At 59.9% G+C, this 26,310-nt stretch carries 27 protein-coding genes; 15 read left to right on the forward strand and 12 right to left on the reverse strand.

The window, feature by feature from the left end; genetic code table 11:
* Positions 1 to 70 precede the first annotated feature (70 nt).
* The 7 genes from RAE21_RS16520 to dnaA all read right to left on the reverse strand — a co-directional run bounded on the left by RAE21_RS16520 (position 71) and on the right by dnaA (position 9,257).
* Complete coding sequence (locus tag RAE21_RS16520) at positions 71 to 736, reverse strand: DUF2894 domain-containing protein (RefSeq protein ID WP_313882298.1); 666 nt, start codon at positions 734 to 736, stop codon at positions 71 to 73.
* Positions 729 to 1,373, reverse strand: a complete 645-nt coding sequence (locus RAE21_RS16525; RefSeq protein WP_313874680.1) for an OmpA family protein — start codon at positions 1,371 to 1,373, stop codon at positions 729 to 731. The genes RAE21_RS16520 and RAE21_RS16525 overlap by 8 nt, the downstream gene beginning before the upstream one ends.
* Positions 1,370 to 3,256 carry a hypothetical protein gene (locus RAE21_RS16530; protein WP_313882299.1) on the reverse strand — a complete coding sequence of 629 codons (1,887 nt, stop codon included), beginning with the start codon at positions 3,254 to 3,256 and terminating at the stop codon, positions 1,370 to 1,372. Before RAE21_RS16530 ends, RAE21_RS16525 begins: the two co-directional genes overlap by 4 nt.
* Before the next feature lie 6 nt (positions 3,257 to 3,262).
* Positions 3,263 to 3,946 carry a DUF3348 family protein gene (locus RAE21_RS16535; RefSeq protein ID WP_313882300.1) on the reverse strand — a complete coding sequence of 228 codons (684 nt, stop codon included), beginning with the start codon at positions 3,944 to 3,946 and terminating at the stop codon, positions 3,263 to 3,265.
* A complete protein-coding gene (gene gyrB / locus RAE21_RS16540) occupies positions 3,946 to 6,549 on the reverse strand; it encodes a DNA topoisomerase (ATP-hydrolyzing) subunit B (RefSeq protein WP_313874683.1) in 2,604 nt (867 codons plus the stop codon). The genes RAE21_RS16535 and gyrB overlap by 1 nt, the downstream gene beginning before the upstream one ends.
* A gap of 95 nt (positions 6,550 to 6,644) precedes the next feature.
* A complete protein-coding gene (gene dnaN, locus RAE21_RS16545) occupies positions 6,645 to 7,751 on the reverse strand; it encodes a DNA polymerase III subunit beta (protein WP_087495810.1) in 1,107 nt (368 codons plus the stop codon).
* A 93-nt stretch (positions 7,752 to 7,844) separates the two neighbouring features.
* Entirely contained in the window at positions 7,845 to 9,257 is a 1,413-nt protein-coding gene (gene dnaA, locus RAE21_RS16550; protein ID WP_313882301.1) for a chromosomal replication initiator protein DnaA, read from the reverse strand.
* Positions 9,258 to 9,531: 274 nt separating this feature from the next.
* Here dnaA and rpmH point away from each other — a divergent pair, with 274 nt between their 5' ends.
* From rpmH to RAE21_RS16580, 6 genes are all read left to right on the forward strand, one after another.
* Positions 9,532 to 9,666 (forward strand): 50S ribosomal protein L34, encoded by a 135-nt coding sequence (rpmH, locus tag RAE21_RS16555; RefSeq protein WP_006299042.1) that lies wholly within the window; start codon positions 9,532 to 9,534, stop codon positions 9,664 to 9,666.
* A gap of 33 nt (positions 9,667 to 9,699) precedes the next feature.
* Positions 9,700 to 10,164: a ribonuclease P protein component gene (locus RAE21_RS16560; protein ID WP_313882302.1), complete on the forward strand. Its 465-nt coding sequence runs from the start codon at positions 9,700 to 9,702 to the stop codon at positions 10,162 to 10,164.
* The gene (gene yidD / locus RAE21_RS16565; RefSeq protein WP_313882303.1) at positions 10,161 to 10,433 is read left to right on the forward strand and encodes a membrane protein insertion efficiency factor YidD; all 273 of its coding nucleotides are present in this window, start codon (positions 10,161 to 10,163) and stop codon (positions 10,431 to 10,433) included. The genes RAE21_RS16560 and yidD overlap by 4 nt, the downstream gene beginning before the upstream one ends.
* Positions 10,430 to 12,127 carry a membrane protein insertase YidC gene (gene yidC / locus RAE21_RS16570; protein ID WP_313882304.1) on the forward strand — a complete coding sequence of 566 codons (1,698 nt, stop codon included), beginning with the start codon at positions 10,430 to 10,432 and terminating at the stop codon, positions 12,125 to 12,127. The genes yidD and yidC overlap by 4 nt, the downstream gene beginning before the upstream one ends.
* Before the next feature lie 15 nt (positions 12,128 to 12,142).
* The gene (gene mnmE / locus RAE21_RS16575) at positions 12,143 to 13,549 is read left to right on the forward strand and encodes a tRNA uridine-5-carboxymethylaminomethyl(34) synthesis GTPase MnmE (protein WP_313882305.1); all 1,407 of its coding nucleotides are present in this window, start codon (positions 12,143 to 12,145) and stop codon (positions 13,547 to 13,549) included.
* 207 nt (positions 13,550 to 13,756) lie between these two features.
* A complete protein-coding gene (locus tag RAE21_RS16580) occupies positions 13,757 to 14,254 on the forward strand; it encodes a hypothetical protein (RefSeq protein ID WP_313882306.1) in 498 nt (165 codons plus the stop codon).
* A 32-nt stretch (positions 14,255 to 14,286) separates the two neighbouring features.
* Here RAE21_RS16580 and RAE21_RS16585 read toward each other — a convergent pair whose 3' ends face one another.
* Positions 14,287 to 14,841 (reverse strand): adenine phosphoribosyltransferase, encoded by a 555-nt coding sequence (locus RAE21_RS16585; RefSeq protein ID WP_313882307.1) that lies wholly within the window; start codon positions 14,839 to 14,841, stop codon positions 14,287 to 14,289.
* A gap of 64 nt (positions 14,842 to 14,905) precedes the next feature.
* On the reverse strand, positions 14,906 to 16,894 hold the full coding sequence (locus RAE21_RS16590; RefSeq protein WP_313882308.1) for a cation:proton antiporter: 1,989 nt from the start codon (positions 16,892 to 16,894) through the stop codon (positions 14,906 to 14,908).
* A gap of 43 nt (positions 16,895 to 16,937) precedes the next feature.
* On the opposite strand from RAE21_RS16590, the gene RAE21_RS16595 reads away from it, so the two are divergent.
* Genes RAE21_RS16595 through RAE21_RS16610 form a run of 4 tightly spaced genes read left to right on the forward strand, consistent with a single transcriptional unit; the run spans position 16,938 to position 19,902 of the window.
* Positions 16,938 to 17,939, forward strand: a complete 1,002-nt coding sequence (locus tag RAE21_RS16595; RefSeq protein WP_313882309.1) for a KpsF/GutQ family sugar-phosphate isomerase — start codon at positions 16,938 to 16,940, stop codon at positions 17,937 to 17,939.
* A complete protein-coding gene (locus RAE21_RS16600) occupies positions 17,939 to 18,484 on the forward strand; it encodes a KdsC family phosphatase (protein WP_313882310.1) in 546 nt (181 codons plus the stop codon). Before RAE21_RS16595 ends, RAE21_RS16600 begins: the two co-directional genes overlap by 1 nt.
* Before the next feature lie 32 nt (positions 18,485 to 18,516).
* Positions 18,517 to 19,098: an LPS export ABC transporter periplasmic protein LptC gene (gene lptC, locus RAE21_RS16605; protein WP_313882311.1), complete on the forward strand. Its 582-nt coding sequence runs from the start codon at positions 18,517 to 18,519 to the stop codon at positions 19,096 to 19,098.
* 27 nt (positions 19,099 to 19,125) lie between these two features.
* Positions 19,126 to 19,902: an SDR family oxidoreductase gene (locus RAE21_RS16610; RefSeq protein ID WP_313882312.1), complete on the forward strand. Its 777-nt coding sequence runs from the start codon at positions 19,126 to 19,128 to the stop codon at positions 19,900 to 19,902.
* A gap of 68 nt (positions 19,903 to 19,970) precedes the next feature.
* On the opposite strand, the gene rbp is transcribed toward RAE21_RS16610, so the two are convergent.
* From rbp to RAE21_RS16625, 3 genes are all read right to left on the reverse strand, one after another.
* Positions 19,971 to 20,429, reverse strand: a complete 459-nt coding sequence (rbp, locus tag RAE21_RS16615; RefSeq protein WP_313874695.1) for an RNA-binding regulator — start codon at positions 20,427 to 20,429, stop codon at positions 19,971 to 19,973.
* Positions 20,430 to 20,614: 185 nt separating this feature from the next.
* Positions 20,615 to 20,827: a zf-HC2 domain-containing protein gene (locus tag RAE21_RS16620; RefSeq protein WP_313882313.1), complete on the reverse strand. Its 213-nt coding sequence runs from the start codon at positions 20,825 to 20,827 to the stop codon at positions 20,615 to 20,617.
* Complete coding sequence (locus tag RAE21_RS16625) at positions 20,824 to 21,393, reverse strand: sigma-70 family RNA polymerase sigma factor (protein WP_313882314.1); 570 nt, start codon at positions 21,391 to 21,393, stop codon at positions 20,824 to 20,826. Before RAE21_RS16625 ends, RAE21_RS16620 begins: the two co-directional genes overlap by 4 nt.
* A gap of 180 nt (positions 21,394 to 21,573) precedes the next feature.
* Between RAE21_RS16625 and RAE21_RS16630 the strand changes: the two genes are divergently transcribed.
* Genes RAE21_RS16630 through RAE21_RS16650 form a run of 5 tightly spaced genes read left to right on the forward strand, consistent with a single transcriptional unit; the run spans position 21,574 to position 26,269 of the window.
* Positions 21,574 to 21,831: a BufA1 family periplasmic bufferin-type metallophore gene (locus tag RAE21_RS16630; protein WP_313874698.1), complete on the forward strand. Its 258-nt coding sequence runs from the start codon at positions 21,574 to 21,576 to the stop codon at positions 21,829 to 21,831.
* Between the two features lie 36 nt (positions 21,832 to 21,867).
* The gene (bufB, locus tag RAE21_RS16635; RefSeq protein ID WP_313882315.1) at positions 21,868 to 22,809 is read left to right on the forward strand and encodes an MNIO family bufferin maturase; all 942 of its coding nucleotides are present in this window, start codon (positions 21,868 to 21,870) and stop codon (positions 22,807 to 22,809) included.
* On the forward strand, positions 22,806 to 23,597 hold the full coding sequence (locus tag RAE21_RS16640; protein WP_313882316.1) for a DNA-binding domain-containing protein: 792 nt from the start codon (positions 22,806 to 22,808) through the stop codon (positions 23,595 to 23,597). Before bufB ends, RAE21_RS16640 begins: the two co-directional genes overlap by 4 nt.
* Before the next feature lie 30 nt (positions 23,598 to 23,627).
* Positions 23,628 to 24,122: a DoxX family protein gene (locus RAE21_RS16645; protein ID WP_313882317.1), complete on the forward strand. Its 495-nt coding sequence runs from the start codon at positions 23,628 to 23,630 to the stop codon at positions 24,120 to 24,122.
* A gap of 8 nt (positions 24,123 to 24,130) precedes the next feature.
* On the forward strand, positions 24,131 to 26,269 hold the full coding sequence (locus RAE21_RS16650; RefSeq protein ID WP_313882318.1) for a putative bifunctional diguanylate cyclase/phosphodiesterase: 2,139 nt from the start codon (positions 24,131 to 24,133) through the stop codon (positions 26,267 to 26,269).
* Positions 26,270 to 26,310 lie beyond the last annotated feature (41 nt).

The following is a 26,310-nucleotide window of genomic DNA, read 5'->3' on the forward strand; positions in this document are numbered from 1 at the left end:
CTACAGGTATTTAGGCACGTCAAATCGGGGGATAGATCGTGGCGTCTAACCCGCTAGGCTTTGAATCCCGTTACTTCTTGACAGCCGTCTTCCGGGCCACCGGTTTGGTACTTTTTACAGCCTTGGCCGGCTTGGCTGCTTTTGGGGCCTGCGGCAGCGTCAAGGTATCGAGCTGCAGCAGGGTGTCCAAGTGGCTCATGAAGTGGTGCAGGTAGGCCGGTGACAGGTCTTGCATTAGGCCCAGGGTACGCAGCACCAGCCGGTGCGAGTTGAGTGGGCCGGCATTGGCAGGGCCTTGGGTGAGGGCGTGTCCGACTTGGTCTTGCACTTTCATGCGGCCCCAGGCTTGCTTGAACTGCTGAACGCTCTTCATCTCCGGCACACCGCGTGTGGGTGTTGGGGCCGCGCCGTGTGGTGTGTCCGCTTGCGGCACACGAAGCTGCGTGTTGAGCGCTTTCAAGCTGTTCAGGCCCGCTCGCCGCAAGGGCGCGCAGCCAGGCGCGGCCGTGCTCGACAGTCGGGCCGGGGCTATCGCGCAGCGGCGCTCAAAATCTGCCAGCGCGTTGCTCAAGGCGGTACACAGGTGGTGTTGCACTGCGCCTGATTGCGTGGGCAGCCGTTGTGCCAGTGTCTCTAGGTAGCGAAAGCGCACCGGGTCGAGTGCCTGCCGGCCGGCAGAGCGCAACGCGTCCAAGGTGGCCAGCAGTTGATCTGCTGGGGCTGCCGCCTCAGTCATGTGCGGGCGCTCCCTTGGGAACGGGCGCCATTTCGACCCGGCGGTTGAGCGCCCGGCCACTGTCGTTTTGATTGGAGGCCACCGGCTGTTCGGCACCGAATGCGGCGGCAAATACGCGGGAGGCGGGCATGCCCTCTTCGATCAGTGCGCGGGTAACTGTGAGTGAGCGCTGGGCCGAGAGCTCGAGGTTGTCCGCAAACCGCCGGTTGCTGCCGGAGACGGGCTGGTCGTCAGTAAAGCCACTGACCATCAGCATTTCATTGCGCTCACCCAGGTACACCTGCAGCGGTGGCACCAAGCTTTTGAGGAGCTGCCGCCCATCGGGGCGCAGCTGGTCAGAGCTGACGGCAAACAGCACGCTGCCGCTGATGCCGATACGGCCGTTATTGAGGGTGACCCGCCCGGACTGCAGCGGTATGGCCAATGCTTTTTCGAGGGCCATGCGGCGCTGCTCTTCCTGCTGGCGCTTTTTGACCTCGGCCTCGAGGTTGGCCACCAGGTCCATCTGCACCACCAGCACGCCCACCAGGATCAGCACAAACGCGCCGAGCAGCCCAGCCATCAGGTCGCCAAAGACGGCCCATACCGGTGCGGTCTCCAGACCGCCTTCGTCGGCGATGTCGGTATCGCCGGTCATGCCTGGCCTTGGGCGGTGGTTGCGGGTTGGTTGCGCAGTTTGCGCAGGTCTTCGACCACGGATTTTTGCGCGCTCAGGCTCAGGTCAATGACCTCGCGGGCCTGGGTCACGTAGTAGGCCAGTTGCTCGTCGCTGCGCTCGACCGATTGGCTCACAGCGGCTTCAATGCCTTGCAGGCTGCGCACCAGGGCGTCGTTGCTGCCCACAAACAGTTCCACCGCGTGTTGAAAGCTGCTGCTCAAACTGGTGAGCTCCACGGCGCTGCCTTGCACATGGGCGGCAAGCTGCTCGGCCTTGTCGCCTTGCAGCGCCAGGGTTTGGGCAAACTGCGCTTGCACCTGGGCCAGTGTGCTGCCGGCGGTGGCGACCAAGGTGTCAATTGCGGCGCGCTGCCCTTGGGTGGTGGCTTCTGCAGATTGCAGCAGCCCGCCGAGTCGCTCCATGAGCTGATGGCGCTCTTGCAGGGTCTGGGTGTCGCGCTCGTCGAGGCGCGTCATTTCAGTGCGCAAGCGGGTGGTGAGTTCACTGAGTCGGGCACTGGCGGCCTCGCCGCGGGCGGCTTCTTCGGTGCGCAGTGCGGCCAGCTCGGTCCGCCACAGGGCGGCGAGCGCGTCCATGCGGCTTTGTTGTTGCGCGGCCCATGCGGCTTCGCTCTGGTGGTGGGCGTCGAACAGCGCTTCCGACCGGGCCAGCACTTGCGTAACCCCGCTCAAAGCGGCGGCCGCCTGCTCGGTGGTGCGGGTGGTGATGGTGGCAGCACTGGTCTCGAGTGCGGCGCACACGGCTTGTTGCTGGGCGAGGGCTTGCGCCCCGGCGTTTTGCCATTCGGTTTGCAGGGTTTGGGTGCTTTTACCCAGGGCCCGCGCCCAGTCCGAGGTCAGGGCCTGTGTGCTTTCGCGGAAGCCCGCCAGCATGTCTTGCAATTGAGTGTGCAGGGTGTTGCTGGTCCGGTCGTGCTGGGCGCGGGACTCTGCGGCCAGCTGCTGCATGGCGGTTTCCACCACTGGCACTATGGTTTCGCCGGCATGGCGGGCACCTGCCAACAAGCTGTCTTGCAAGGATTGGCCTACTGCCGCTGCCAGGGTGGTGTACGCGCGGTTAACGTCTTCGTGGAAGGCGTGCTGACGGCTTTCGAGTTGGGTGCTGAGCGTGTCGTGGCGCTGCTCAATCTGGGTCATCAGGCGTTGCAGTTGCTCGGCCACTGCGGGCAAGGCTTGTGACTGTTGTTGCAGGGCCAACAGGCTGGCTTCGCGCTGGTGGGCCAGCGAGAAAGGCCGCAACACGCCGGCAATGCGCTGGTCCAGCAAGCGGCCGGTGTGCAAGCGATCGCGCCGGCTGAGCGCTGACACCAGCCCGAGCATGGCCGAACTGGCCACACCAGCCACCGAGGTGCCGAAAGACAGGCCTAGGCCTTTGATGGGGGCCGCCAGTGCTGAGCGGATGGCTTGCAGGTCGGTAGAGCCTTCGAGCGCAAACACCGCGCCCTTGAAGGTCAGCACCATGCCGAGAAAGGTGCCCAGCATGCCGAGCATGACCAGCAGACCGACCAGATAGGGCGTGAGTGCCGGGCCGGGTAGCGCCACGCGCTCGCCCTCAATCCGCAAGCGCACGCTGTGCTGCAGTGGGGCTGGCACTTGTTCGAGCCACGGCGCCAGCGTGTCCAACGCGGGCGGAACATTCGAGAGTGCCGCATGCAGCCCCCGCGTGCCGGCGCGGTAGTGGTGGAGTTCGCGCAGGCCTGCTGCGTAAACGGCGGCGATCACCAAGGTCATGACCAGTGCCAAGGGGCTGGTGCTCACAAAACCCGCAGCGATCCAGACCAGCGCCAGGGCACCGAGGGCCGAGGCGGCAGGGATGAAAAACCGGTTCAAATCTTTGTTCATATCGTCTCAAGCACCAGTGCGCCAGGCCTCTACCAGGCCGGTGACCGGTTCCAATCTAAAGTGCAGTTCTGCCACCAGGGCAGCTTGAAAATCCTGCTCAAAATCTGCCATCGGCAGGCTCTCGTCCTGGCGGTAGCGGTGAAAGCGCCGCTCCAACAAGACTGCCAGTGTCGCGAGCAACGCCTGGGTGCGGGGCATGAGCATGGTCTCCAGCGTGGCATCGAGTTGTGCCAACTGACGCAGCCGGGGGCTCGCCTGTGACAGCACTTGCCGGCAGTGTTGGCGCAAAGGGTCTATGCGCAGCTCAAAGCGCCGCTGGATATCGAGGTAGCGTTGCCGGTAGCTGCCGTAATCCTCTCCCACCAGCGGCTCTGTCACGGCTTGCGGCATCGGGACCGAGCGCAGGCTGGAGCGTTGCGGGGCTGGTATCAGGCGGACAGAGCGGGTCAGGTCGTCTTGCAGCTGTTGCAGCAGCTGGGCGATATCTACCGCCTGCTTTTTGCCGGCCTCCGGTGCGGTCATTCCCGCGTTGCGGATCTCGGGCAGCGCCGTGCTGAGCGCGATCGCATCCAAGGGGCCCAGCCACGCGCTCCAGTGCTCTGCCCAGTCTTGCCGCGGGGCGCGGGTATCAACCGCGGCCCATGTTTCCAGCAGGCCGACGAGCCCCGAGGGGCTGGAACGGCCCTGCATCAAACGTCGATATTGCCTGCGCGCAGTGCGTTGGTTTCAATAAAGTCGCGGCGCGGCTCCACTTCGTCGCCCATCAGCATGGTGAACACGCGATCAGCTTCGATCGCGTCGTCGATCTGCACGCGCAGCAGGCGGCGCACGGTCGGGTCCATGGTGGTTTCCCACAACTGGGCCGGGTTCATTTCGCCCAGTCCTTTGTAGCGCTGGCGGCTGGTGGTGCGCTCGGCTTCGGTGATCAACCAGGCCATGGCTTCGCGGAAGTCAGAGACTTTTTCTTCCTTCTGCTTTTCGCCTTCGCCGCGCATGACGCGGGCGCCTTCACTGAGCAGGTTGCGGAAGGTGTTGGCGGCTTCAGCCAGGGCGGCGTAGTCCGCGCCGTGCACAAAGTCCTGGGTGAGCACGCTGCTCTTCACGTTACCGTGGTGGCGGCGGCTGATGCGCAGGATCGGCTTGTCGGTGCGGGCATCGAACTCGCCGGCCACTTCAGCGTCAGGCAATTTGGCTTGCAGGGCGGCGGCAGAGGCTTCCGCATCGGCCACGGTGTCGAGGTTGAGCACCACGCCATCGGCCACGGAGCGCAGGGCTTCGGCATCCATGAAGTTTTTCAGTCGGGCAATCACGGCCTGTGCCAGCTGGTGTTTGCGGGCCAGTTCGGCCAGCGTGTCGCCGTTCAGGGTGGTGCCGTTGGGGCCACCGGTGTAGACCGATGCATTCACCAAGGCGATGCGCAGCAAGTAACCGTCCAGCTCGGCGGGGCCTTGCAAGTACAACTCTTCCTTGCCGGACTTCACTTTGTAAAGCGGGGGCTGGGCGATGTAAATGTGACCGCGTTCCACCAGCTCAGGCATCTGGCGGTAGAAGAAGGTCAGCAGCAGGGTGCGGATGTGCGCACCGTCGACGTCCGCGTCGGTCATGATGATGATGCGGTGGTAGCGCAGCTTGGCAACGTTGAAATCGTCGTTGCCGGTCGTGCCGCCGGCCTTGCCGATGCCGGTGCCCAAGGCGGTGATCAGCGTCAAAATTTCGTTGCTGGTGAGCAGCTTCTCGTAGCGGGCTTTTTCCACGTTCAGGATCTTGCCGCGCAGGGGCAGGATGGCCTGGAATTTCCGGTCGCGGCCTTGCTTGGCAGAGCCGCCGGCGGAGTCACCCTCCACGATGTAGATTTCGCAGCCGGCGGGGTCTTTTTCCTGGCAGTCGGCCAGTTTGCCGGGCAGGCCCATGCCGTCCAGCACGCCCTTGCGGCGTGTCATGTCGCGGGCTTTGCGGGCGGCTTCACGGGCACGGGCGGCCTCGATGATTTTACCGACGATGATCTTGGCATCGTTCGGGCGCTCTTCGAGGTAGTCAGCGAGCAGCTTGCCCACGATGTCTTCCACCGGGCCGCGCACTTCGCTGGAGACCAGCTTGTCTTTGGTCTGGCTGGAGAACTTGGGCTCAGGCACTTTGACCGACAGCACGCAGCACAGGCCTTCGCGCATGTCGTCACCGGTGACTTCGACTTTGGCCTTCTTGGCCATTTCGTTTTGTTCGATGTACTTGCTGATGACACGGGTCATCGCGGCGCGCAGGCCGGTCAGGTGGGTACCGCCGTCACGCTGGGGGATGTTGTTGGTGAAACACAGCACTTGCTCGTTGAAGCCGCTGTTCCATTGCATGGCCACTTCGACGCCGATGTTGGTGCCCTGGTCGCTCTGACGGTCGCCCATGGCGTGGAACACGTTGGGGTGCAGAACCGTCTTGCCCTTGTTGACGTAGTTCACAAAGCCCTGCACGCCACCGGCACCGGCAAAGTCGTCTTCTTTGCCGCTGCGCTCGTCTTTGAGGCGGATGCGCACGCCGTTGTTCAGGAAGCTGAGTTCGCGCAGACGCTTGGACAGGATTTCGTAGTGGAAATCGTTGTTTTCCTTGAAGATTTCGGTGTCGGGCAGGAAGTGCACTTCGGTGCCACGCTTTTCGGTGTCGCCAATGATCTTCATGGGCGAGACTTCGATGCCGTTTTGCGTCTCGACGATGCGGTTCTGCACAAAGCCTTTGCTGAATTCCAGCGTGTGGACTTTGCCGTCACGGCGGATGGTCAGGCGCAGCATTTTGGACAGCGCGTTCACGCAGGACACACCCACGCCGTGCAGACCGCCGGACACCTTGTAGCTGTTCTGGTTGAACTTGCCGCCGGCGTGCAGTTCGGTCAGCGCGATTTCAGCGGCGGAACGCTTGGGTTCGTGCTTGTCATCGAGCTTGATGCCAGTGGGGATGCCACGGCCGTTGTCGACCACGCTGATGGAGTTGTCGGAGTGGATGGTGACCAGAATGTCGTCGCAATGGCCGGCCAGCGATTCGTCGATGGAGTTGTCCACAACCTCAAACACCAGGTGGTGCAAGCCGGTGCCGTCGGACGTGTCGCCGATGTACATACCGGGGCGCTTGCGCACGGCTTCCAGGCCTTCAAGAATCTGGATCGAGCCTTCGCCATAGGCCTCCGTCGCACCGGCTTGGTTGGTGTCGATGGTGGGCTGGAAGTTGGAACTGTCGGCTCCGCCCTCGCCCGTGTGCACAGCGCCATCGGCGTTTTCAGGGGTGGAAACCGACTTGTTTTCTTCAGTCATGGCTAACTTCTCTTCGAAAAATCTCAAACTCTTGAATGACCAAACCCCCGGTGAGCGGGGGTTTGATTGCGCGGATAGCTACTATTTTTATAGCGTCAGATTCTCATGGGCATCACGACGTACTTGAAGGTCGTGTTGTCGGGGATGGTGATCAGGGCAGAACTATTGCCGTCTGACAGCTCCACTTTCACCATGTCCTGGCTCATATTGCTCAGGGCGTCGATCAGGTAGGTGACGTTGAAGCCGATTTCGATGCTGTCACCGCCGTAGTCGATGTCCAACTCGTCCACCGCTTCTTCCTGCTCGGCGTTGTTGGATGCCACACGCAGGCTGCCGGGGTCGATGTTCAGGCGCACGCCCTTGAACTTGTCGCTGGTCAGGATGGCGGTGCGTTGCAGCGTCTTGAGCAACGCTTCGCGGCCCAGGGTGATACTGTTCTTGTGGTTCTTGGGGATGACGCGGTTGTAGTCAGGGAATTTGCCCTCGACCAGCTTGGTCACGAATTCCATGCCGTCAAATGTGAACTTGGCCTGGTTGTTGGCGAACTGCATCTCGATGGCGCCTTCGGCGTCAGACAACAAGCGCTGCAACTCGATCACGGTTTTACGGGGCAGGATGACTTCCTGCTTGGGCACTTCTACGTCCAAGGTCGCGGAGGCGAATGCCAGGCGGTGCCCGTCGGTGGCTACCAAGCTGAGTTGCTTGCCTTCGGCGACAAACAAAATGCCGTTGAGGTAGTAGCGGATGTCGTGCACCGCCATGGCGAAGGACACCTGGCTCAGCAGGTCCTTCAGGGTTTTTTGCGGCACGCTAAACACGGGGCCGAAGCTGGCGCTTTCTTGCACCAGCGGAAAGTCTTCCGCCTGCATGGTCTGCAGCGTGAACTTGCTCTTGCCGCCTTTGAGAATGATTTTGCTTTGGCTGGATTCGAGGGACACAGTCTGGTCACCGGGCATGGTGCGCAGAATGTCGATCAGCTTGCGCGCACCGATGGTGGTGGTGAAGTTGCCGGTGTCGCCGCCCAGTTCTGCCGTGGTGCGGATCTGGATTTCGAGGTCGCTGGTGGTGAGTTGCAGGGAGGTGCCGGTCTTGCGCAGCAGTACGTTGGCAAGAATGGGCAAGGTGTGGCGGCGCTCGACAATACCGGCCACCGATTGCAGAACCGATAAGACCTTGTCTTGCGTTGCCTTCAATACGATCATGTCAACCTCTTTGTGAATCTCTGCCAAACAAACAATCCCGCCATTTTCTCTGTTTTTTCAGTGAGTTACGGGGGCTTGCCTCTGTTTTTACCCTTAACCCTTGAGCGTTTGCTCCAGAACATGTAACTGCTGGTTCAGTTCGGTCAGTTGCTGGCGCTCGCCGCCGATTTTTCGCACGGCGTGCAACACCGTCGTGTGATCGCGCCCACCGAATAGCTCGCCGATTTCCGGCAGGCTCTTTTGGGTCAGTTCTTTCGCCAGATACATCGCAATCTGGCGCGGCCGTGCAATGCTCGCCGGACGCTTCTTGGAGTACATGTCCGCGACCTTGATCTTGTAGTAATCGGCCACGGTTTTTTGGATGTTCTCCACTGAGATCTGCCGGTTCTGGATCGACAGTAAGTCGCGGAGTGCTTCGCGGGCCAGCTGGATGGAGATTTCCTTCTGGTTAAAGCGCGAATACGCCAGGATTTTGCGCAGCGCGCCTTCGAGCTCGCGGACGTTGGAGCGCACGTTTTTCGCCACAAAAAACGCCACTTCTTCGGGCATTTCAGAGCCCTCGGCATGCGCTTTGTTGATCAGAATCGCCACCCGCATTTCGAGTTCCGGCGGCTCGATGGCCACGGTTAAGCCGGAGTCGAAACGGGATACCAAACGCTCGTGAATATCGGCCAGACCCTTGGGATAGGTGTCGCTGGTCATCACGATGTGGGACTTCTTGGCCAGCAGGGCTTCGAAGGCGTTGAAAAACTCTTCCTGGGTGCGGTCTTTGTTCGCAAAAAACTGCACATCGTCGATCAACAGCAGGTCTAGGGAGTGGTATCGCTCCTTGAATTCATCAAAAGTTTTGCGCTGATAAGCCTTGACGACATCTGACACAAATTGTTCTGCGTGGATGTAAAGCACCTTGGATCCGGGCTTATCCACAAGCAGGCGGTTGCCTACGGCGTGCATCAAGTGGGTTTTGCCCAAGCCTACACCGCCATAGATAAACAGGGGGTTGTACAAGTGCCCGGGCATGGTGGCCACATGCATGGCGGCTGCACGCGCCATGCGGTTGGCAGTGCCTTCCACCAGGCTCTCGAAGGTGAGCATGCTGTTGAGGCGGCTTTTGGGGACGCCGGCGAAGCGGTCTTCGCCTACTTCGACTTCTTCGATGGCTGCAGGCACCTCAGCGGCACGGGGAGTCGCTGTCGGGCGCACAGGCGCCTCTCGCGGAGTGATCACTAACTCAACGGCTACGGCTTGCCCATAAAGCTTCTCGAGCATTCCTGCAATGCGCTGGCTGTACTGGGCGCGAACCCAGTCTAGTTTGAAGCGATTGGCAACGAACACCGTAATTTTGGACATGTCCTCGTGAACGAGGGCGGTGAGCGGCTTGATCCAGGTGTTGAATTGCTGCTCGGGAAGCTCTTGGGCGAGCTGATCGACGCAGCTCTGCCACAGGCTTTGCCCGAGTTCAAAATTGGAGCCGTCGTGGGGGGAAGGGAGGGAGCCCTGGGTCATTGTGCGGGTCAGCTTCTGTGGATAGTTGTTGTTTGCTGCGAAGCGCATTCTAATTTATCAATACTTTATCCACATTGTCGACCGGGACGGCCGCAGTTCGTGCAAAAGAATCTGATTGCCGCCTAAGGTGTTGCCCTGCTTGGGAAAATTTGCGATAATCCGCGGTTCCCCTGATTGTGTTCGGGGCGATAAGACCGAAATCTGCGTTATCGAGTCCCTGGTGAGTAGCACTGGCGGGCCACGCAGATACCACTGAGCCTGTTAGGAAAATTTCATGAAACGCACATACCAACCTTCCAAAATCCGTCGCGCACGTACCCACGGCTTCCTGGTCCGCATGAAGACTCGCGGCGGCCGCGCTGTGATCAATGCACGCCGCGCCAAAGGCCGCAAGCGTCTGGCTGTCTAAGACGGCTTCGCAAACCAGAGCTTTTGGCTTTTGGTGATAGCGGAACCGCACATCGGCAGGCTGCCTGCCGTTAAGCGCCTTCAAACGCGCGCCCAGTTCCAAGCGGTCCTGGGTGGCTCTACGGTTTCAAAAACAGCGCACTTTGCTTTGCATTGCTGCGCTGTTAGTGTTTCTGGCGTAGATGCAAACTCTTCCGTTTTTCCTGAGCCAGGCCTCTGGCTGGGAGCGATGGCACCCAAGCGCTGGGCCAAACGGGCGGTGACCCGCAATACGATCAAGCGCCAGGTGTACAGCTTGGGGGCTGAGTTCGCTCCATTGCTGAAAGAAAAAGCCCACTTGATCCGCTTGCGGCGCGACTTTGATCGCAAAGTCTTTGTGAGCGCCACGTCGGATGCCCTGAAAGCGGCGGTGCGCAGCGAACTGATGGATCTTTTCGGCCAAATTGTGGGCACGTTGCCCGGCAAGGTGGGTTCCGACCCGTCACAGGTGAGGCCATGATGAAGCGGATCCTGATGGGTTTGGTGCGTGGCTATCGCTTGATGCTGAGCCCCTGGCTAGGATCCGCTTGCCGCTTTAACCCCACATGTTCTGTGTATGCGCTTGAAGCCCTCGAACGGCACGGTGCGACAATAGGCACCTATTTGACGGTTGCGCGTCTTGCGCGCTGTCACCCGTGGTGCGCGGGTGGGCACGACCCCGTGCCTGAGAATGCGCCGCGACTGTTCAGTCGCTTGATTCAATCCCCCTCTGAGAAGAAGTCTTCATGAACGATATTCGCCGCACCATTTTGTGGGTGATCTTTGGGTTCTCCATGGTCCTGTTGTGGGATCAGTGGCAGATCCACAACGGAAAGCAAGCCACTTTCTTCCCTAATCCGGCACAAAAAGCAGCGTCGGCTCCCGCCCCTGCAGTGAGTGCATCCGCGGGTGTGCCCGTTGCACCAGCGGTCGCAGGGCAAGCACCAGTGGCCGAGTCTGCGGTAGCCGTGGCATCTGAGCGTTTTGAGGTCAGCACGGATGTGCTCAAAATGACGTTTGACACCCAAGGTGGCGCGTTGGTGCGGACTGAGTTTTTGCAGTATCTGGACTCCAACGACAAGACACGCAATTTCGTCTTGTTGGACGACACCAAGGATCGTTATTACCAAGCCCAGACCGGGTTGATCGGCGGCGTTGCGCCGGACAGCTTCCCGACCCACAAGTCGGTGATGGCGGTGAGTGGTGACAAGGTGCTCAAAGACGGACAAGACGAGCTCAAACTTGTTTTCACCTCGCAAGACACGGGCGGTATCAAGCTTGTAAAGACCTACACATTGCGTCGCGGTGCATACGATATTGCCGTGAAGCATGAGGTGATCAACACTGGCGCGACCTCCTTGAACCCCCAGTTGTACTTGCAGTTGGTGCGTGACGGCAACAAACCTGCCGGTGAGTCTTCTTTCTATTCCACTTTCACAGGCCCTGCGGTTTACACCGACCTCAAGAAGTATCAGAAGGTCGAGTTCAGTGACATCAAAAAAGGCAAGGCCGATTTTGAGAAGGAAAGCACCAACGGCTACATCGCCATGGTGCAGCACTACTTCGCCAGCGCCTGGATTTTGCCTGCGGATGTGAAACGCACTTTCTCTCTGGATGCGCGAGATGTGGGTGCGACAGTTGCTGATTGCTGCTACCGAGCCACCATGATTACGCCGCTGGAAACAGTGGCCCCCGGTCAAACCAAGGCGCTGGAAGCCAAACTGTTTGTGGGCCCCCAAGAGGAGAAAAAGCTCGAAGCTTTGGCTCCCGGCATGGAGCTGGTGAAAGACTATGGCTGGTTGACCATTCTGGCCAAGCCTTTGTACTGGTTGCTCGACAAGCTGCACAGCTTCATCCAGAACTGGGGATGGTCTATCGTGGCCTTGGTGCTGTTGCTGAAGATCGCGTTCTACTGGCTCAACGCCAAGGCGTATGCCAGCATGGCCAAGATGAAGGCGGTGAACCCCCGCATCATGGAAATGCGCGAACGTCTCAAGGACAACCCGCAGCAGATGCAACAAGAGATGATGCGCATCTATCGTGAAGAGAAGGTGAACCCCATGGGTGGTTGCTTCCCGATCATGGTGCAGATCCCGGTCTTCATTGCGCTCTACTGGGTGTTGTTGTCCAGCGTAGAAATGCGCAACGCGCCGTGGATTTTGTGGATCCAGGATTTGTCTTCGCCTGATCCATTCTTCATCCTGCCTGTGGTCATGACCTTGACGACCTTGCTGCAAACTGCGCTGAATCCGGCACCTCCGGATCCTTTGCAAGCCAAGATGATGTGGTTCATGCCGCTGGCGTTCAGTGTGATGTTCTTCTTCTTCCCGTCCGGCTTGGTGCTGTACTGGATCACCAACAACATTCTGTCGATTGCACAGCAGTGGATCATTAACACCCGCATGGGCGTGCCACCGCAGTTCAATCTGCCGAAGTTCAAGTAATCGGGCCGGGACGAGGTGCTGTCACGGCATACTGACCCGATTGCCGCCATCGCTACGGCCTCTGGCCGTGGCGCCGTCGGTATCGTGAGGGTAAGCGGCAAGTCGCTGCTTGCGTTCACCGAGGCGTTCTTCGGGCGCACACTGGTGCCGCGCGAAGCGACCTACCTTCCCTTCCCCGACGCGCAAGGCCAGCCCATTGACCATGGACTGGCTTTGTTTTTTCCGGGGCCCCGTTCATTCACCGGCGAAGATGTTCTTGAACTTCAAGCGCATGGTGGGCCGGTTGTTTTGCAGCTTCTGGTCGCCCGTTGCCTCGAAATAGCTGCGCAGCCCGGGCCCGGTGATGAAGGTGCGGTTTTGCCCGCCTTGCGCTTGGCGGATCCCGGTGAATTCACCCAACGTGCGTTTCTCAACAACAAGCTCGATCTCGCGCAAGCGGAAGCGATTGCGGACTTGATCGATGCAAGCACGGAAGCCGCTGCACGCAGTGCCAGCCAGTCTCTCTCGGGTGTTTTTTCAAAACAGGTCGCCTCCTTGCGCGATGCCTTGATTCACCTGCGCATGCTGGTAGAGGCCACGCTGGATTTCCCCGAAGAGGAAATTGATTTCCTTGAAAAAGCGGATGCTGTCGGCCAGTTGCAGCGCTTGCAAACCGCGTTGCTCGCTGTGCAAGCCAAAGCTGCACAGGGCGCGCTGCTGCGTGAGGGTATGAAGGTGGTGATTGCAGGGCAGCCGAATGCTGGTAAATCGTCCCTGCTCAATGCGCTGGCTGGCGCCGAACTCGCCATCGTAACGCCGATCGCCGGGACCACCCGCGACAAAGTGCAGGAAACGATCCAGATCGAGGGCGTGCCATTGCACATCATCGACACGGCGGGTCTGCGCGAAAGCGACGATGCCGTGGAGCAAATCGGCATTGCGCGTGCCTGGGAGGCCATTGCTGCCGCAGATGCGGTCGTGTTTTTGCACGACCTAACCCGTTGCAGCGCTCCTGATTACATAGCAGCTGACGCAGATATAGCGGGCACGATAGCCCAAAAACTGCCGCAGAAAGTGCCGGTCATCCATGTCTGGAACAAAGCCGATGCACAACCATTGGCTTCTTCTGACGAGGGGCTTGTGCTTTCTGCGAAGACAGGTGCAGGCCTCGACACCCTGCGCTCACGTCTTTTGGAGGCGGCGGGTTGGCAGCCCGCCCAAGGGGGAACGTTTATCGCACGCCAGCGCCATCTGCATGCTTTGAAGGAAGTGGCCGACCATTTGGTGCACGCTTCTGATTTGCTGGCGAATGGTAGTAACGCCTTGGACCTGCTCGCCGAAGAGCTGCGTTTGGGTCAGAATGCGCTCAACCGAATCACTGGTGAATTCGGTGCAGATGACTTGCTGGGCGTCATTTTTTCGAAGTTTTGTATTGGCAAATAGTCGGGTGCCGTGCTTTCAAGGGAAGGACTTGTACTGATGTCTTTTTTCAAATGGTTTAGCCGTTCGGCAGAAACCACACATCCTGCAGCGCCTGGCGCCCCATCGGGTCGGAGTGCCGGCACACGTTCTCGTACGAAAAAAGCGCTTTCTGCAGACACACAAGAGCCGCATGGGCGTAAAGCAGAACGCAACGAGCGCCGGGAGTCTTTGTATGCCGTTGTCCGTGAGTCGATGACAGGTGCAGGTCTCCTCTCCGGCAGCTACAAGTTCAAAGTTTTGTCTCTGGACTCACGGGGACGCCAGTACTTGATCATGGTGGATTTGGCGGAGCACAATGTGCGCGATGCCAAGTTGTTGCTTGGTATCGAAAGCCATATCGGGAAAATTGCGAAGAATCGCCATGACTTGCTGGTGACTGCCATGTACTGGCGCATCAATGAACAACTCGGCACAGGGGAACAGGCCCTGCCGGCCCATTCAAATACCAGTGCTCGCCAAGCAGAACGATTTGAGCCGCTTCAACCTTCAGAGATTGAGGCTTTTAAGCGTGCACTGTCGTCAGTGCCCGCTGCGCCGGCGTTGTCTGCGCCAGGAGAGATCATCAAGTCCGCAAAGCGCAATCCTGCCCCCGTTCGCTTCAGTGATGCAGAGTTGAACGAGCGCTTGTTTCCTTTGGGTACGACACAGTACGGCGAACTGAACTGAGCCGGTTCGGTCCGCCGTTAACCGTGCTGCTTTCAGTGGCCGGAAAAGTCCACCAAGGTAAACAGCGGCAGGCCCGAATCACGCAGCTTCTGCGAGCCACCCAACTCCGGCAGGTCTACGATGGCAGCGCCCTCCATCACATGGGCTCCTTGGCGCTCCAATAGCTTTCTCCCCGCCATCATGGTGCCCCCGGTCGCGATCAGGTCGTCGATCAAAAGGACCCGGTCCCCCGGCTTGACCGCATCGGTATGGAGCTCCACGGTTGCGCTGCCGTATTCCAGCTCGTAGGTCTCTTCGACGGTGGTGAAGGGCAGCTTGCCCTTTTTCCGGATCGGCACAAAGCCGATGTTGAGCTCATAGGCCACCACGGCGCCCAAAATAAAGCCACGTGCATCCAGTCCCGCGACGACATCAGGTCGCATGGCGGGGTCCATATAACGGTGCACAAAGGCGTCGATCAAGACCCGGAATACCTTGGCATCTTGCAGCAAAGGCGTGATGTCGCGGAACTGCACTCCCGGCGTCGGCCAATCGGGAACGGTCCGGATGTGGTCACGAAGATACTGATTAATGCTCAGATGTTGCATAGAAAACTCATGAAAAAAGCGCCAATGTGGCGCGGGGCTATTGTGCGCCCAAGTCCGGCAGACCTTACAGGCCTTTCAGCAGTTTTTGTTCAGCGGTCGCCAATTCGACGGCTTTGCCACTGAGTACCAGTGTGTCCCCACCTTGGATGCAGACCGACTCATCCACGGTGACCTGTGCACCGTTGGCGCGCCGCAGACTGACCAGCCGAACCCCGAGGCGATCGAGTTGAAAAGCCGTGACCGGTTGTCCACTGGACTTGAACGCCGCAGGAAGGCTGACAGTGGCAAGCCGCTCGTTCTGCAACTCATCAACGGAGTTGTCGTCCGCTCCATGAAAGAAGCCTTTGAGCAGGTTGTAACGGGCATCTCGCTGTTCCTGCACGATGCGGATAACGCGCCGCATCGGCACCCCCACCAGCGCCAATGCGTGACTAGCCAGCATCAGGGAGCCTTCGATGGCTTCCGGGACCACTTCGGTCGCACCAGCCTCTTGGAGCTTTTCCAGATTTTGATCATCTTGGGTGCGCACAATGACTGGCACCTGAGGCGCATGGGACCGGGTGTTGGCCAAAACCTTGAGTGCGCCGGGTACATCCAAATAAGTAATAACCACAGCGCTCGCACGAGCCAGGCCAGCTGCCATCAGCGCCTGCAGGCGTGCTGCATCACCGAACACCACCGAGTCACCGGCTGCGGCCGCCTGCCGCACCCGATCGGGGTCCAGGTCAAGGGCCATGTAGGGAATCCCTTCCCGTTCCAACATGCGCGCCAAGTTCTGGCCACAACGCCCATACCCGCAAATGATCACGTGCCGGTTGGCGTTGATCGATTTGCGGGCAATCGAGGTCATTTGCAGCGATTGTTGCAACCACTCACTGCTCACCAGTTTCATCACAATTCGGTTGGTGTTCATCACGATAAAAGGCGTGATCAACATCGAGAGCACCATAGCCGCCAGAATCGGGTTCAGCAGCTCTGGGGGAACCAATGCGTTCTTTTGCGCCAAAGTCAGCAACACGAAACCGAACTCCCCCGCCTGCGCAAGATAGAGCCCGGTACGGATCGAAACCCCCGCCGTTGAGCCCAGAACCCGGGCAATAGCGGCAACCAAGGCTGCTTTGAACACGGTGGGCACCACCACCAACAGCAACACCAGCGGCCATCGTTCCAAGACCAATCTCCAGTCCAGAAGCATCCCGATGCTGATGAAAAACAAGCCGAGCAGCACGTCGTGGAAGGGGCGGATATCGGTTTCCACCTGATGCTTGTATTCGGTCTCGGAAATCAGCATGCCGGCGATAAACGCGCCGAGCGCTAAGCTCAGCCCAGCCATCTCGGTCAACCAGGCCAGACCGAGCGTGATGAGCAACAAATTGAGAACAAACAGCTCGTCGCTCTTGCGCCGTACGACGATGGTGAGCCAACGCCGCATCAAATGCTGGCCACCCACCAGCAACACCGTCACCAGTACGGTGGCTTTCACGGCCGCCCACGCCAGTGCTTCAAACAAAGCCTCACCTGAAGCGCTGAGCGCGGGTATCAACACCAGCAGCGGCACTACCGCCAAGTCCTGAAACAGCAAAACGCCCATCACCCGTTTGCCGTGTTCAGACTCCAGCTCTAATCTCTCAATCATGAGCTTCACGACGATTGCCGTGCTGCTCATTGCCAACGCACTTGACAGGGCCAAAGCGGCCTGCCATCCCAGGCTCCATGCAACGGACAGCCAGATGGATAGCCCCAGAGTCAAGCCTGTTGCCAGCAAAATGGTGAGCGTCACTTGCAAGAGCCCGAGGCCGAAAACATGCTGTCGCATCGCGCGTAGACGTGGCAGGTTGAACTCCAGCCCGATCACGAACATCAAGAAAACGACGCCAAATTCCCCAAGGTGCCTTACCGCTTCCGAGTTCTGCGAAAGTGCAAGAGCATTTGGCCCAATCACCACGCCTACCGCCAGATATCCCAGCATAGGGGGGAGCTTCAGCGAGCGGCACACCACAACGCCGAGCACAGCGGCCAACAGGTAGAGCAGAGTAATTTCTAAACCGGACATGCATGGATACTAGCAAGAGACATGCGCTCTATAAAATGACGGGATGACAGCATCCACTGCAGCAGCTCCCGCTTTCAATGCCCAGCGGGCCATTGACCTCGCTCATGAAACATTTGATATCGAGGCTGAGGCCATACAGGGGCTGAAAGCCCGCGTAGGACATGGCTTTACCCGGGCAGTTGAAGCCATCTTGCAGATCCCGGGCCGTGTCGTCGTCATGGGCATGGGCAAGAGCGGGCATGTAGGTCGCAAGATTGCTGCAACCCTGGCCTCTACCGGTACCCCGGCGATGTTTGTGCATCCGGGTGAAGCCAGTCACGGCGATCTGGGGATGGTCACCACCTCCGATTTGGTGCTCATGATTTCCAATAGCGGAGAGTCACAAGAGGTAGCTGCGATCCTGCCGGTGCTCAAGCGCCTCGGGATCCCCTTGGTCGCCATGACGGGCAATAGCCAAAGCACGATGGTGCTGCATGCCACCCTCTGGATTGATACCGCAGTCAGCAAAGAGGCATGCCCTTTGAATTTGGCGCCCACCGCAAGCACCACAGCCCAGCTCGCAATGGGAGATGCATTGGCGGTGGCGCTGTTGGATGCACGTGGGTTCCGGGCGGAGGACTTTGCCCGTTCGCACCCGGGCGGGGCCTTGGGGCGCAAGTTGCTGACGCATGTGTCGGATGTCATGCGCAGTGGCGATGCCGTGCCCCGCGTTTTGCCCGGTGCAAACTTCAGCGAGTTAATGCGCGAAATGAGCAGCAAAGGCTTAGGCGCTACGGCTGTCGTGTCAGAGGCCGGTGATGTCTTGGGCATATTTACCGACGGTGATTTGCGTCGCTTGGTGGAGCAAGGCGCCGACTTGCGGTGCAAAACAGCAGCCGAAGTCATGCACGCGGCCCCCTGCACTATTGGTGCACACGCCTTGGCCGTCGATGCTGCGGATCTCATGGAGGCACGCCGTATTACCAGCGTCCTGGTGGTCGACGAAGCCGGCCGCTTGTGCGGCGCAGTCAACAGCAACGATTTGATGCGGGCCAAGGTCATTTGATGACACCTCTTCTCAACTTTCCCGCAGAGCTGCTGCTCAAAGCGCAAGACATTCGTATTCTGTTTCTCGACGTCGACGGGGTATTGACGGACGGTGGCTTGCATTTCACTGCGGAGGGCGAAACCAGCAAGCGCTTTAATACCTTGGACGGCCACGGACTGAAGCTGTTGCAAAAAGCGGGCATCACGCCTGCCGTGGTGACCGGGCGAGACTCGCCCGCGCTGCGGGTCCGTCTACAGGCGCTGGGCGTGCACCATGCGCGTTTCGGAACCGAGGACAAACAACCGGCCGCCGAAGAAATTCTGACCGAATTGGGGCTGACTTGGGACCACGCCGCAGCGATGGGCGATGACTGGCCGGATCTGCCCATGATGGAACGCGCTCGTTTTGCGTGCGCTCCGGTAAACGCCCATCCGGAAGTGAGTGGTCGCGCCCATTACGTGACCCGTGCTGCAGCCGGTCATGGGGCCGTGCGTGAGGTGTGTGACGTACTTTTGGTTGCCAGTGGTCGCTACGCGGGGCTCCTGAAGCCTTACTTGCGGTGAAAGGCATTTTGTACGCCGCGTGGGAGCGGCTCATGCTGTACCTCCCAGTGTTGGTGATGGGAGTGCTGGCTTTGGGCACCTATTGGTTGGTGCGGAGCACGCCTGTATCGGGGCCTCAAGTGCCGGAGCGGGTGCGCGGGCACGAGCCCGACTATTTCATGCATGGTTTCAAGGTGAAAACCTTTGATGCAACAGGCCGCTTGCGATCTGAGGTGGCGGGCGATGTCGCCAAACACTACCCGGACACGAAGTGGATGGAAATTGATGCCATCCGCATCCGATCTTTTGACGCCAGTGGTCGCTTGACGACGGCGACGGCCAACAAAGGCTTGGCCAACGAAGATGGCTCAGAGGTACAGCTCATGGGCAACGCGGTGGTCGTTCGAGAGGCGGTAACTGCGGCAGGCTCGGCGCCCGCACAGCCCCGGTCTGAATACCGCGGAGAGTTTTTGCATGCCTTTATGGACACTGAGCAAGTAAAGTCCCACAAGCCTGTGGAACTGCGTCGCGGTCAAGATGTCTTCACCGCAGACAGCTTGGACTTTGACAATGTGCAGCAAACCATGCTTCTGCAAGGTCGGGTGCGTGGCACGTTGATTCCGAGCAAGCGCTGACTCCAACAGCACTCAAAGAACGGTCATATGCCTCCACTGATTTTCATTACAGGCGCCTCCAGCGGCATCGGCCAAGCGCTTGCCAAGCGGTTCTATGACGCGGGTTATTCGCTTGCACTGGCGGCTCGCCGTACGGCGGAGATTCACACATGGGCGCAAGCCGAGAAGCTGGATCCCCAACGTTTCCGGGTTTACAGCGCCGATGTGTCTGAGATCGAGAGCATCGTCGCAGCTGGGCAGCAATGTATTCAGGCGCAAGGTCTGCCGGATGTGGTGGTGGCCAATGCGGGCATCAGTATTGGAATGGATACCGGTGTGCGGACTGATCTGGACGTCATGCAGCGTACTTTCGCCACCAACAACCTCGGGTTGGCAGCCACTTTCCACCCTTTTGTGCGGGCGATGGAGCAGAGAGGTTCCGGTCGACTGGTAGGGATTGGCAGCGTGGCTGGTATCCGTGGATTACCCGGGCACGGGGCGTATTGCGCAAGCAAAGCAGCCGTTATTGCCTATTGCGAATCGTTGCGCGGGGAGCTGCGTGCAAGTGGTGTTCAGGTTGTGACGATTTGCCCCGGTTATATAGACACCCCCCTGACCCGACAGAACCGGTACTCCATGCCATTCTTGATGCGGCCGGAGGTTTTTGCAGATAAAGCCTTCGACGCGGTGCAACGCGGTGATCGCTACCGCGTGATTCCATGGCAGATGGGTTGGGTTGCAAAGATGCTGCGTGCCTTGCCTGATGCATGGTTTGACCGTGTTTTGGCGGGACGTCCGCGCAAACGCAGGGCAGACGAAGCCTGAATGTAGAGGCCACCATGCAAAAAGGGACCCGAGGGTCCCTTTTTAGTTCTGCAGAAGCAGTTCCTGGCTTAGTAGCTGGAACGGCCGCCGCCGTAGCCGCCGCCACCGGAACGGTCACCGCCGCCACCGTAGCCGCCGCCACCGGAACGGCCACCGCCGCCGTAGCCGCCGCCACCGGAACGGTCACCGCCGCCACCAAAGCCGCCGCCACCGGAGCGTCCGCCACCACCGTAGCCGCCACCGCCGCCGCCGAAGCCGCCGGAACGTGGAGGACGTGGCTCCATCGGACGTGCTTCGTTCACCACGAGACCGCGGCCACCGAATTGCTGACCGTTCATTGCGTTGATAGCGGTTTGTGCTTCAGCATCGCTGCCCATTTCCACAAAGCCGAAACCCTTGGAGCGACCTGTGTCGCGTTCCATCATGACTTTGGCGCTGGAAACAGAACCGTGTGCTGCAAATGCTTGTTGCAGGTCTTCGTCACGGAAAGAATAAGGCAGGTTGCCCACGTAAAGTTTGTTGCCCATGGAGGGACTCCTCAAAATAACTCAAAACGCGATGGAGTCCTTAACCGCAATCAACAAACCATTGAAGACTTAGAGCAGACGCGAAACTGACACTTCACCGCAAACTTGCACACCGATATTTCGGCAATGCCAGACCATTATGCGTTACTTTGTTGCTGAAACCTAATTTTTCTTGTTTTTTCAGGCTAGCCGGGAGAATCGATATCGTTTTCGCGGTAATGCCGCCATTGCTGCATGCTGTTTCGCAATGTCAGAAGCTGCTTTTCAAAGCGCGGGCAGGCTTTGCATGCGAGTAAATGGAAGTACAGCGCGACCCGATCGTTAAGGGGCAAAGCACGGTCTTCTCTTGCGACCAAGAGGGCGGCGGTTTCTTTGCAGGTGCGACGTAAGAGTTTCATGGAGCCACTGCTTTCCGGAACCAGTTCATTTCAAGGCACTCCCTCAATCGCAGACGCGCGCGGTGGAGTTGGACGTACAGGTTCGTCGGCGTCAGATTCAACTCCTTACAGATTTCTTCGCTGGAGAGTTCCAGCCACTCCCGCATCAAAAACAAACGTCCTTGGGTGGCGGGCAGTTTGTCCGCGCAGGCTTCCAGCACTTCGAAAAACTGGCGGCTCTGTGTTTGTTGCTCCGGATTGCCCCAGTCGGCCGGCGCCTCTGAAAAGTGGCCATCGGTCTTGAAGCTCAAATAATCCAGAGGGTCGGTATCTTCATCCTCAGTGGCACCGGCGCCGGTGATTTCCCGGCCGTGGTGCCGAAGCGCATCGACGACCTTGTGTTTCAAGATTCCCACCAGCCAGGTTTTGAGTTGACTGCGTTGTTCAAAAGCCTGGGGTTTGGCGAGTGCTGCCAGCATGGTTTCAGAGACCGCGTCCTCGGCCCATGCATCATTGCGGAGCTGCAGGCGTGCGAATTTGTAGAGGTAGCTCCGGTGGTCGGCGACCTGTTGTTCGTAGCGGGTCATGGGCGTCTCGGTGAGTGAGCGGCCAGTGTACGGGGCGCAACGGAAGTTTTTTTGACAGGCCGCGTAAGGAACGCCAATCTCGCCAGACTAAAACATAACCACCGCCCTGGGGCATGAGGCCACAGATGCCGGCTGGTTGATTTTCTTGCGACCCAACTTGTTTTGTTAAGGAGTTACGACATGAACCAACGCGCTCTGCTCGCCGCCACGGCCGCCACTTTGATGACCATGGCCCTGGCCTCCGCACCCGCTGCTGCCCAGCAAAAAGAAAAGTGCTACGGCATTGCCAAAGCCGGTCAAAACGACTGTGCCAATGCATCCGGCAGCCACTCCTGCGCGGGCCAAGCCAAAGTCGATATGGACAAGGGCGAGTGGAAATATGTGGCCAAAGGCACTTGCGAAAGCATGAAGGGCAGCGTCAAAGCGCCCAAGATGTAATCCGGCGTTTCGCGCTGTTTGAAAGCCCGACCACCCATGAAGCGAACCGAGCCAGCACTGCCTATGCAGGGTGCGCAAGTGCCGGTCGGCATAGGGTGGCGGCATCCTCATTACGCGGAGCTGCTTCAGCGGCAGCCTGCGGTGGACTTTTTGGAAGTCCACTCTGAAAACTTCTTCGCTGCAGGTGGCGCTGCCCTCGCGGTTTTTGAGCAGGGCCGGGCGCTGTACCCCGTGAGTTTGCATGGGGTGGGCTTGTCGCTGGGCTCTGCCGCCGGGCTCGACCCGTGGCATCTGGATCAGCTGGCCCGGCTGGTAGATCGCATCGACCCGGTGCGGGTGAGTGACCACGCCTCCTTTGCCCGCGCGCCTTATGGCCCCGGGGCCGAAGCCTTGATGGTGCATGCCTCGGATTTGTTGCCCCTGCCCTTTACCGACGAAGCGCTCAATGTGTTGTGCACCCACGTGCAGCAAGTGCAAGAGCGCCTGCAGCGCCAGTTCATGGTGGAAAACCTGTCGGCCTACTTGAGCTGGCGTGTGCCGGTGGGGATGCGTGAATGGGAAGAACCTGCGTTCCTGGCCGCGCTGGCCGAGCGTACGGGTTGCGCGCTGTTGGTTGACGTTAACAACATCTATGTGAACGCCCTGAATGCGCAGCTCCGGGGTCTGGTGCAAGACCCGATCGCAGCCTGTCGGCAGTGGTTGGACGCTCTACCTGCGCACTGTGTAGGTGAGCTGCACCTGGCGGGGCATTGCGAGGTGAACGATGTGCATGGTCACATCGTGATCGACGATCACGGGAGCCGCGTGGCTGAACCCGTGTGGGACTTGTACCGCCATGCGCTGGAGCGTTTCGGCCCTGTGCCGACCTTGATCGAGTGGGATACCGATGTTCCCGCCCTCGATGTGCTGTTGCAAGAGGCTGCGCGCGCTCGCGCAATCAGCGGGACCCTGGCTCCACATCTACAGGTGGTGGCATGAGTCCATTGATCGCCCAGCAGCAAGCCCTGATTCGCGCCCTGTTCGACTCGCCATCGCATGATGCTATGAAAATAATAGCTGACTGCGCAATAGATACGGGCGCTAGAGGCCTAAAAGCTTATCAAACGAACGGGCATGCCCTGGCCCGTCGCGCCTTGCACGAGGCGTACCCTGTGCTGAGCCAGTTGATCGGCCTGGAGAGCATGGACGACCTCGCGCCTGCACTCTGGCACGCGCACCCGCCGCAGGCTGGCGATCTGGCCTTGTGGGGCAGCGATCTGGCTGAATTCGTGGCCGCGAGCCCGCAGCTCCGTGATACCCCGTTTTTGCCGGACGTTGCCCGCTTGGAATGGGCTTTGCACCATGCCGCCGGCGCTTTGGATGCGCCGCCTGATGCGTCAACATTCGCCCTGCTCAGCGCCGAAGACCCCGACCTGTTGCAACTTGCATTGGCGCCCGGCGCTGCTTTGCTGTGCAGCCCGTGGCCGGTGGTCGCCATCTGGGCGGCTCACCAATCGGAGTCTGCGGGGTTTGATGAAGTGCATCGCTTGCTGCAAGCCGGCACCGGTGAAAACGCGGTGGTCTGGCGTCAAGGGTTTAAACCGCAAGTGCGAGTGGCGCTCGAAGGTGAGGCCGATGCGCTGGCAGTGCTGCTCCAGCACGGCACCTTGGGCGCTGCCTTGGATGCGGCTCCGGGCCTTGATGTGGCGGCTTGGTTGCCGCTCGCGGTGCAGACCGGCCTGCTATTGGCGGTGCGGGTTGTGGTGCCCGCCGCCCTGTCGCGCTGAGTGACATTTCTTTTTTAAACAAGGCTTTGTGTGAAATCTTCTGTCCCCGTGTACTTTCCCCGCACCCGTTTTGCTGGTTGGGTGGCTGGCGAACGTGTCGTGATCCTCGCCCATGGTGCGTTGGATGCGCTGCAAGCTCCCGCAGCCTTGCTGGCCCGTTTGTATGTGGCCTATGTGTTTTTTTCCTCGGGGCTCACCAAACTGCGTGATTGGGAGACCACCCTGGCGCTTTTCATGGACGAATACCACGTACCCCTGCTGCACCCTAACGTCGCTGCTTGGCTGGGTACGGCCGGTGAGTTGGTGTTGCCGGTTCTCCTCGTTTTCGGGCTGGCGGGTCGCTTCGCCGCTTTGGGCTTGAGTGTGGTGAACGTGGTGGCCGTATGGTCCTTGAGTGAGATTGCTGCGGCAGCCTTGCAGCAGCACATCACGTGGGGCGTGTTGTTGGCTGCGTTGGCTTTGTACAGCTGCGGTGCGTGGTCGGTGGATCGTTGGATCTACCGGCGCCGCTTGGCTGGGGTTTAATCCGGTGCATGGCGCACGCTCACCAGACTGACTCTGCCCACTGGCTGGCGTGGCTGCGCCCGCGAAGTATTGCTGCGCGTCTGGCATGGGCTTTGGGCGGGCTGGTTTTGATGCTGCTTTTGGTCCTGGGCCAAGGCGCTTGGCAGCTGCGCATGGTGACCGAGCTGACCCGGCACTTCGCCACCGGCGACATGCAACGCTTATTGCGGGTGCAAACCCTGTCGCAACAAATCGAGGGCGCAGGCAGTGCCCTAGTGCGGTTGGTACATGCGCCCCGTGCGGACCGGGTCCGGGAATATGCGGTTGTCGACGAACGCAACCGGGTGTTGGACGGCATCGTCGAGTCCCTGTCGGAAGATCTGATGGATGCCACCCAAGAAGCGACGCTCGCACGCCTCGTGGCCTCCCGCAAGCAATACGCAGAGGCCTTCATCAACACGGTAGACGAAATTGAGGCCGAGAACCTGCCCGCGGCAGTGCAGATGCTCAATGAACAGGTCAATCCGGCTTTGAAGGCCCTGTTGCAAGAGTCCCAGGCCCTCTTGCAAAGAGAGCGCCAGCGGGTGGAGGCGCAGCTTGACAGCGCCTTGGACTTGCTGGAGCGGGTCATGTGGTGGCTGACAGCGCTCTCGGTGCTCGCCATGGTGTTGGCCATTTACGTGGCCTGGCGCACTGCCCGCCGCGTGGTCGGGCCTTTGCTGCAACTGGAAACCGTGGCGAACACTATTGCCGAGGGAGACTACGCCCACCGCATGGCGCTCACCGGCACGCGCGAGGTCGACCGGGTTGGCAGCGCCCTCAACACCATGGCCGAAGCCGTCGCACAGCGCGAGCAACAAATCGTGCGCCTCGCCTACCAGGACAGCCTGACTGGCCTGCCCAATCGCACTGCACTATTAACGCCACTCCAACCGCCTCCTGTAGGAATGAACACGCTGGTTTTGATGGACCTGGCCCGGCTGAAGGGAGTGAACGAAACCTTGGGTTACACCACCGGTGACACCTTGATCCGGGAAATGGCAGCCCGCGCGCACGAAACGCTGGCGGTTGCCGCTCTGGAGGGCTGTATCGGCGCGGAGTTCGTGCTGGCTCGCCTATCGGGCGGCACTATGGCGGCTGCGGTGCAGGTGCCTGAGCGCGCCGCAGTGGAGCGGCTGCACGTCTTGTGGGAGCGCGCCATGGCACCCGCCGTGTCGTGCAGCGGCCACCAGGTGGATTTGAGCTTGGCCTATGGGTGTGCAGATGCGGGCAACGGCCCTGCTGCACCCGTCCCTCCTGTGGCAACACTGTTGCGCAATGCCGAGGTGGCCTTGCACTCCGCCAAACGCACTGCCGGTAGCTTTGCCTGGTACAGCGAAGCGCAAGAGGCTGCTCGGCTTGACCACCTCAGCTTGGTGTCTGATCTGCGTGTGGCGGTGGCCCAGTCGCAGCTGCAAATGTGGTTGCAGCCCAAGTTCAGTCTGCGCGATGGCCGCCCGGTCGGTGCGGAGGCCTTGGTGCGGTGGGCGCACCCTGAGCGGGGCATGGTGTCTCCGGCCGACTTTGTGCCGTTTGCGGAGCAGACCGGCTACATCACCCTGGTCACCGACTGGATGTTGGCCGAGGCCTTACGCACCTTGCAAACATGGCAGCGCAGTCACCCCGACTTGAGCATTGCCGTGAACCTGAGCACTCGGGATCTGCAGGACCCCGGTTTTGCCCCGCGGCTCGCACAGCGGGTCGCCGCCAGCGGTGTGGATCCGAAGCGGTTGCGCCTGGAGATCACGGAAAGCGGGCTGATGGATGACCCCGCCAAAAGTGTTGCCTTGCTGCATGCCTTGCGCGCTGCGGGCATGCCCTTGTCGATTGACGATTTCGGTACCGGCTATTCGTCACTTGCGTATTTGCAGAAGATGCCGGTGAGCGAGCTCAAGATTGACCGCAGCTTTGTCGACGGGTTAGACGCCGCGCCCGCCACCCAACGCCTGGTCAAGGCCATGATTGAGATGGGCCACGGCCTGAACCTGATGGTGACGGCCGAAGGCGTTGAGACACCTGCAGAGCGCGATACCTTGAAGGCGCTGGGTTGCGATGTCATGCAAGGCTACCTTGGTAGCCGTCCTCTGCACGGTGACAAGCTGGATGCCTGGTTGTTATCGAGCACATAGCTCTGTGTGCAGCTACTCGGCACTGAACCGAGCCGTAGCGG

This window comes from Rhodoferax potami, assembly GCF_032193765.1.
Classification (GTDB): Bacteria; Pseudomonadota; Gammaproteobacteria; order Burkholderiales; family Burkholderiaceae_C; genus Allorhodoferax; species Allorhodoferax potami.

Coding starts and splice junctions, on each gene's coding strand:
- RAE21_RS16625 (WP_313882314.1), bottom strand. CDS start 21,393: ATGACCCGCTACGAACAACAGGTCGCCGACCACCGGAGCTACCTCTAC.
- RAE21_RS16535 (WP_313882300.1), bottom strand. CDS start 3,946: ATGCAGGGCCGTTCCAGCCCCTCGGGGCTCGTCGGCCTGCTGGAAACA.
- RAE21_RS16520 (WP_313882298.1), bottom strand. CDS start 736: ATGACTGAGGCGGCAGCCCCAGCAGATCAACTGCTGGCCACCTTGGAC.
- yidC (WP_313882304.1), top strand. CDS start 10,430: ATGAACGATATTCGCCGCACCATTTTGTGGGTGATCTTTGGGTTCTCC.
- rbp (WP_313874695.1), bottom strand. CDS start 20,429: ATGGGCAACAAACTTTACGTGGGCAACCTGCCTTATTCTTTCCGTGAC.
- RAE21_RS16585 (WP_313882307.1), bottom strand. CDS start 14,841: ATGCAACATCTGAGCATTAATCAGTATCTTCGTGACCACATCCGGACC.
- RAE21_RS16590 (WP_313882308.1), bottom strand. CDS start 16,894: ATGTCCGGTTTAGAAATTACTCTGCTCTACCTGTTGGCCGCTGTGCTC.
- RAE21_RS16630 (WP_313874698.1), top strand. CDS start 21,574: ATGAACCAACGCGCTCTGCTCGCCGCCACGGCCGCCACTTTGATGACC.
- rpmH (WP_006299042.1), top strand. CDS start 9,532: ATGAAACGCACATACCAACCTTCCAAAATCCGTCGCGCACGTACCCAC.
- RAE21_RS16620 (WP_313882313.1), bottom strand. CDS start 20,827: ATGAAACTCTTACGTCGCACCTGCAAAGAAACCGCCGCCCTCTTGGTC.
- RAE21_RS16530 (WP_313882299.1), bottom strand. CDS start 3,256: ATGAACAAAGATTTGAACCGGTTTTTCATCCCTGCCGCCTCGGCCCTC.
- bufB (WP_313882315.1), top strand. CDS start 21,868: ATGAAGCGAACCGAGCCAGCACTGCCTATGCAGGGTGCGCAAGTGCCG.
- yidD (WP_313882303.1), top strand. CDS start 10,161: ATGATGAAGCGGATCCTGATGGGTTTGGTGCGTGGCTATCGCTTGATG.
- dnaN (WP_087495810.1), bottom strand. CDS start 7,751: ATGATCGTATTGAAGGCAACGCAAGACAAGGTCTTATCGGTTCTGCAA.
- gyrB (WP_313874683.1), bottom strand. CDS start 6,549: ATGACTGAAGAAAACAAGTCGGTTTCCACCCCTGAAAACGCCGATGGC.
- RAE21_RS16525 (WP_313874680.1), bottom strand. CDS start 1,373: ATGACCGGCGATACCGACATCGCCGACGAAGGCGGTCTGGAGACCGCA.
- dnaA (WP_313882301.1), bottom strand. CDS start 9,257: ATGACCCAGGGCTCCCTCCCTTCCCCCCACGACGGCTCCAATTTTGAA.
- RAE21_RS16600 (WP_313882310.1), top strand. CDS start 17,939: ATGACACCTCTTCTCAACTTTCCCGCAGAGCTGCTGCTCAAAGCGCAA.
- lptC (WP_313882311.1), top strand. CDS start 18,517: ATGCTGTACCTCCCAGTGTTGGTGATGGGAGTGCTGGCTTTGGGCACC.
- RAE21_RS16610 (WP_313882312.1), top strand. CDS start 19,126: ATGCCTCCACTGATTTTCATTACAGGCGCCTCCAGCGGCATCGGCCAA.
- RAE21_RS16640 (WP_313882316.1), top strand. CDS start 22,806: ATGAGTCCATTGATCGCCCAGCAGCAAGCCCTGATTCGCGCCCTGTTC.
- RAE21_RS16650 (WP_313882318.1), top strand. CDS start 24,131: ATGGCGCACGCTCACCAGACTGACTCTGCCCACTGGCTGGCGTGGCTG.
- RAE21_RS16595 (WP_313882309.1), top strand. CDS start 16,938: ATGACAGCATCCACTGCAGCAGCTCCCGCTTTCAATGCCCAGCGGGCC.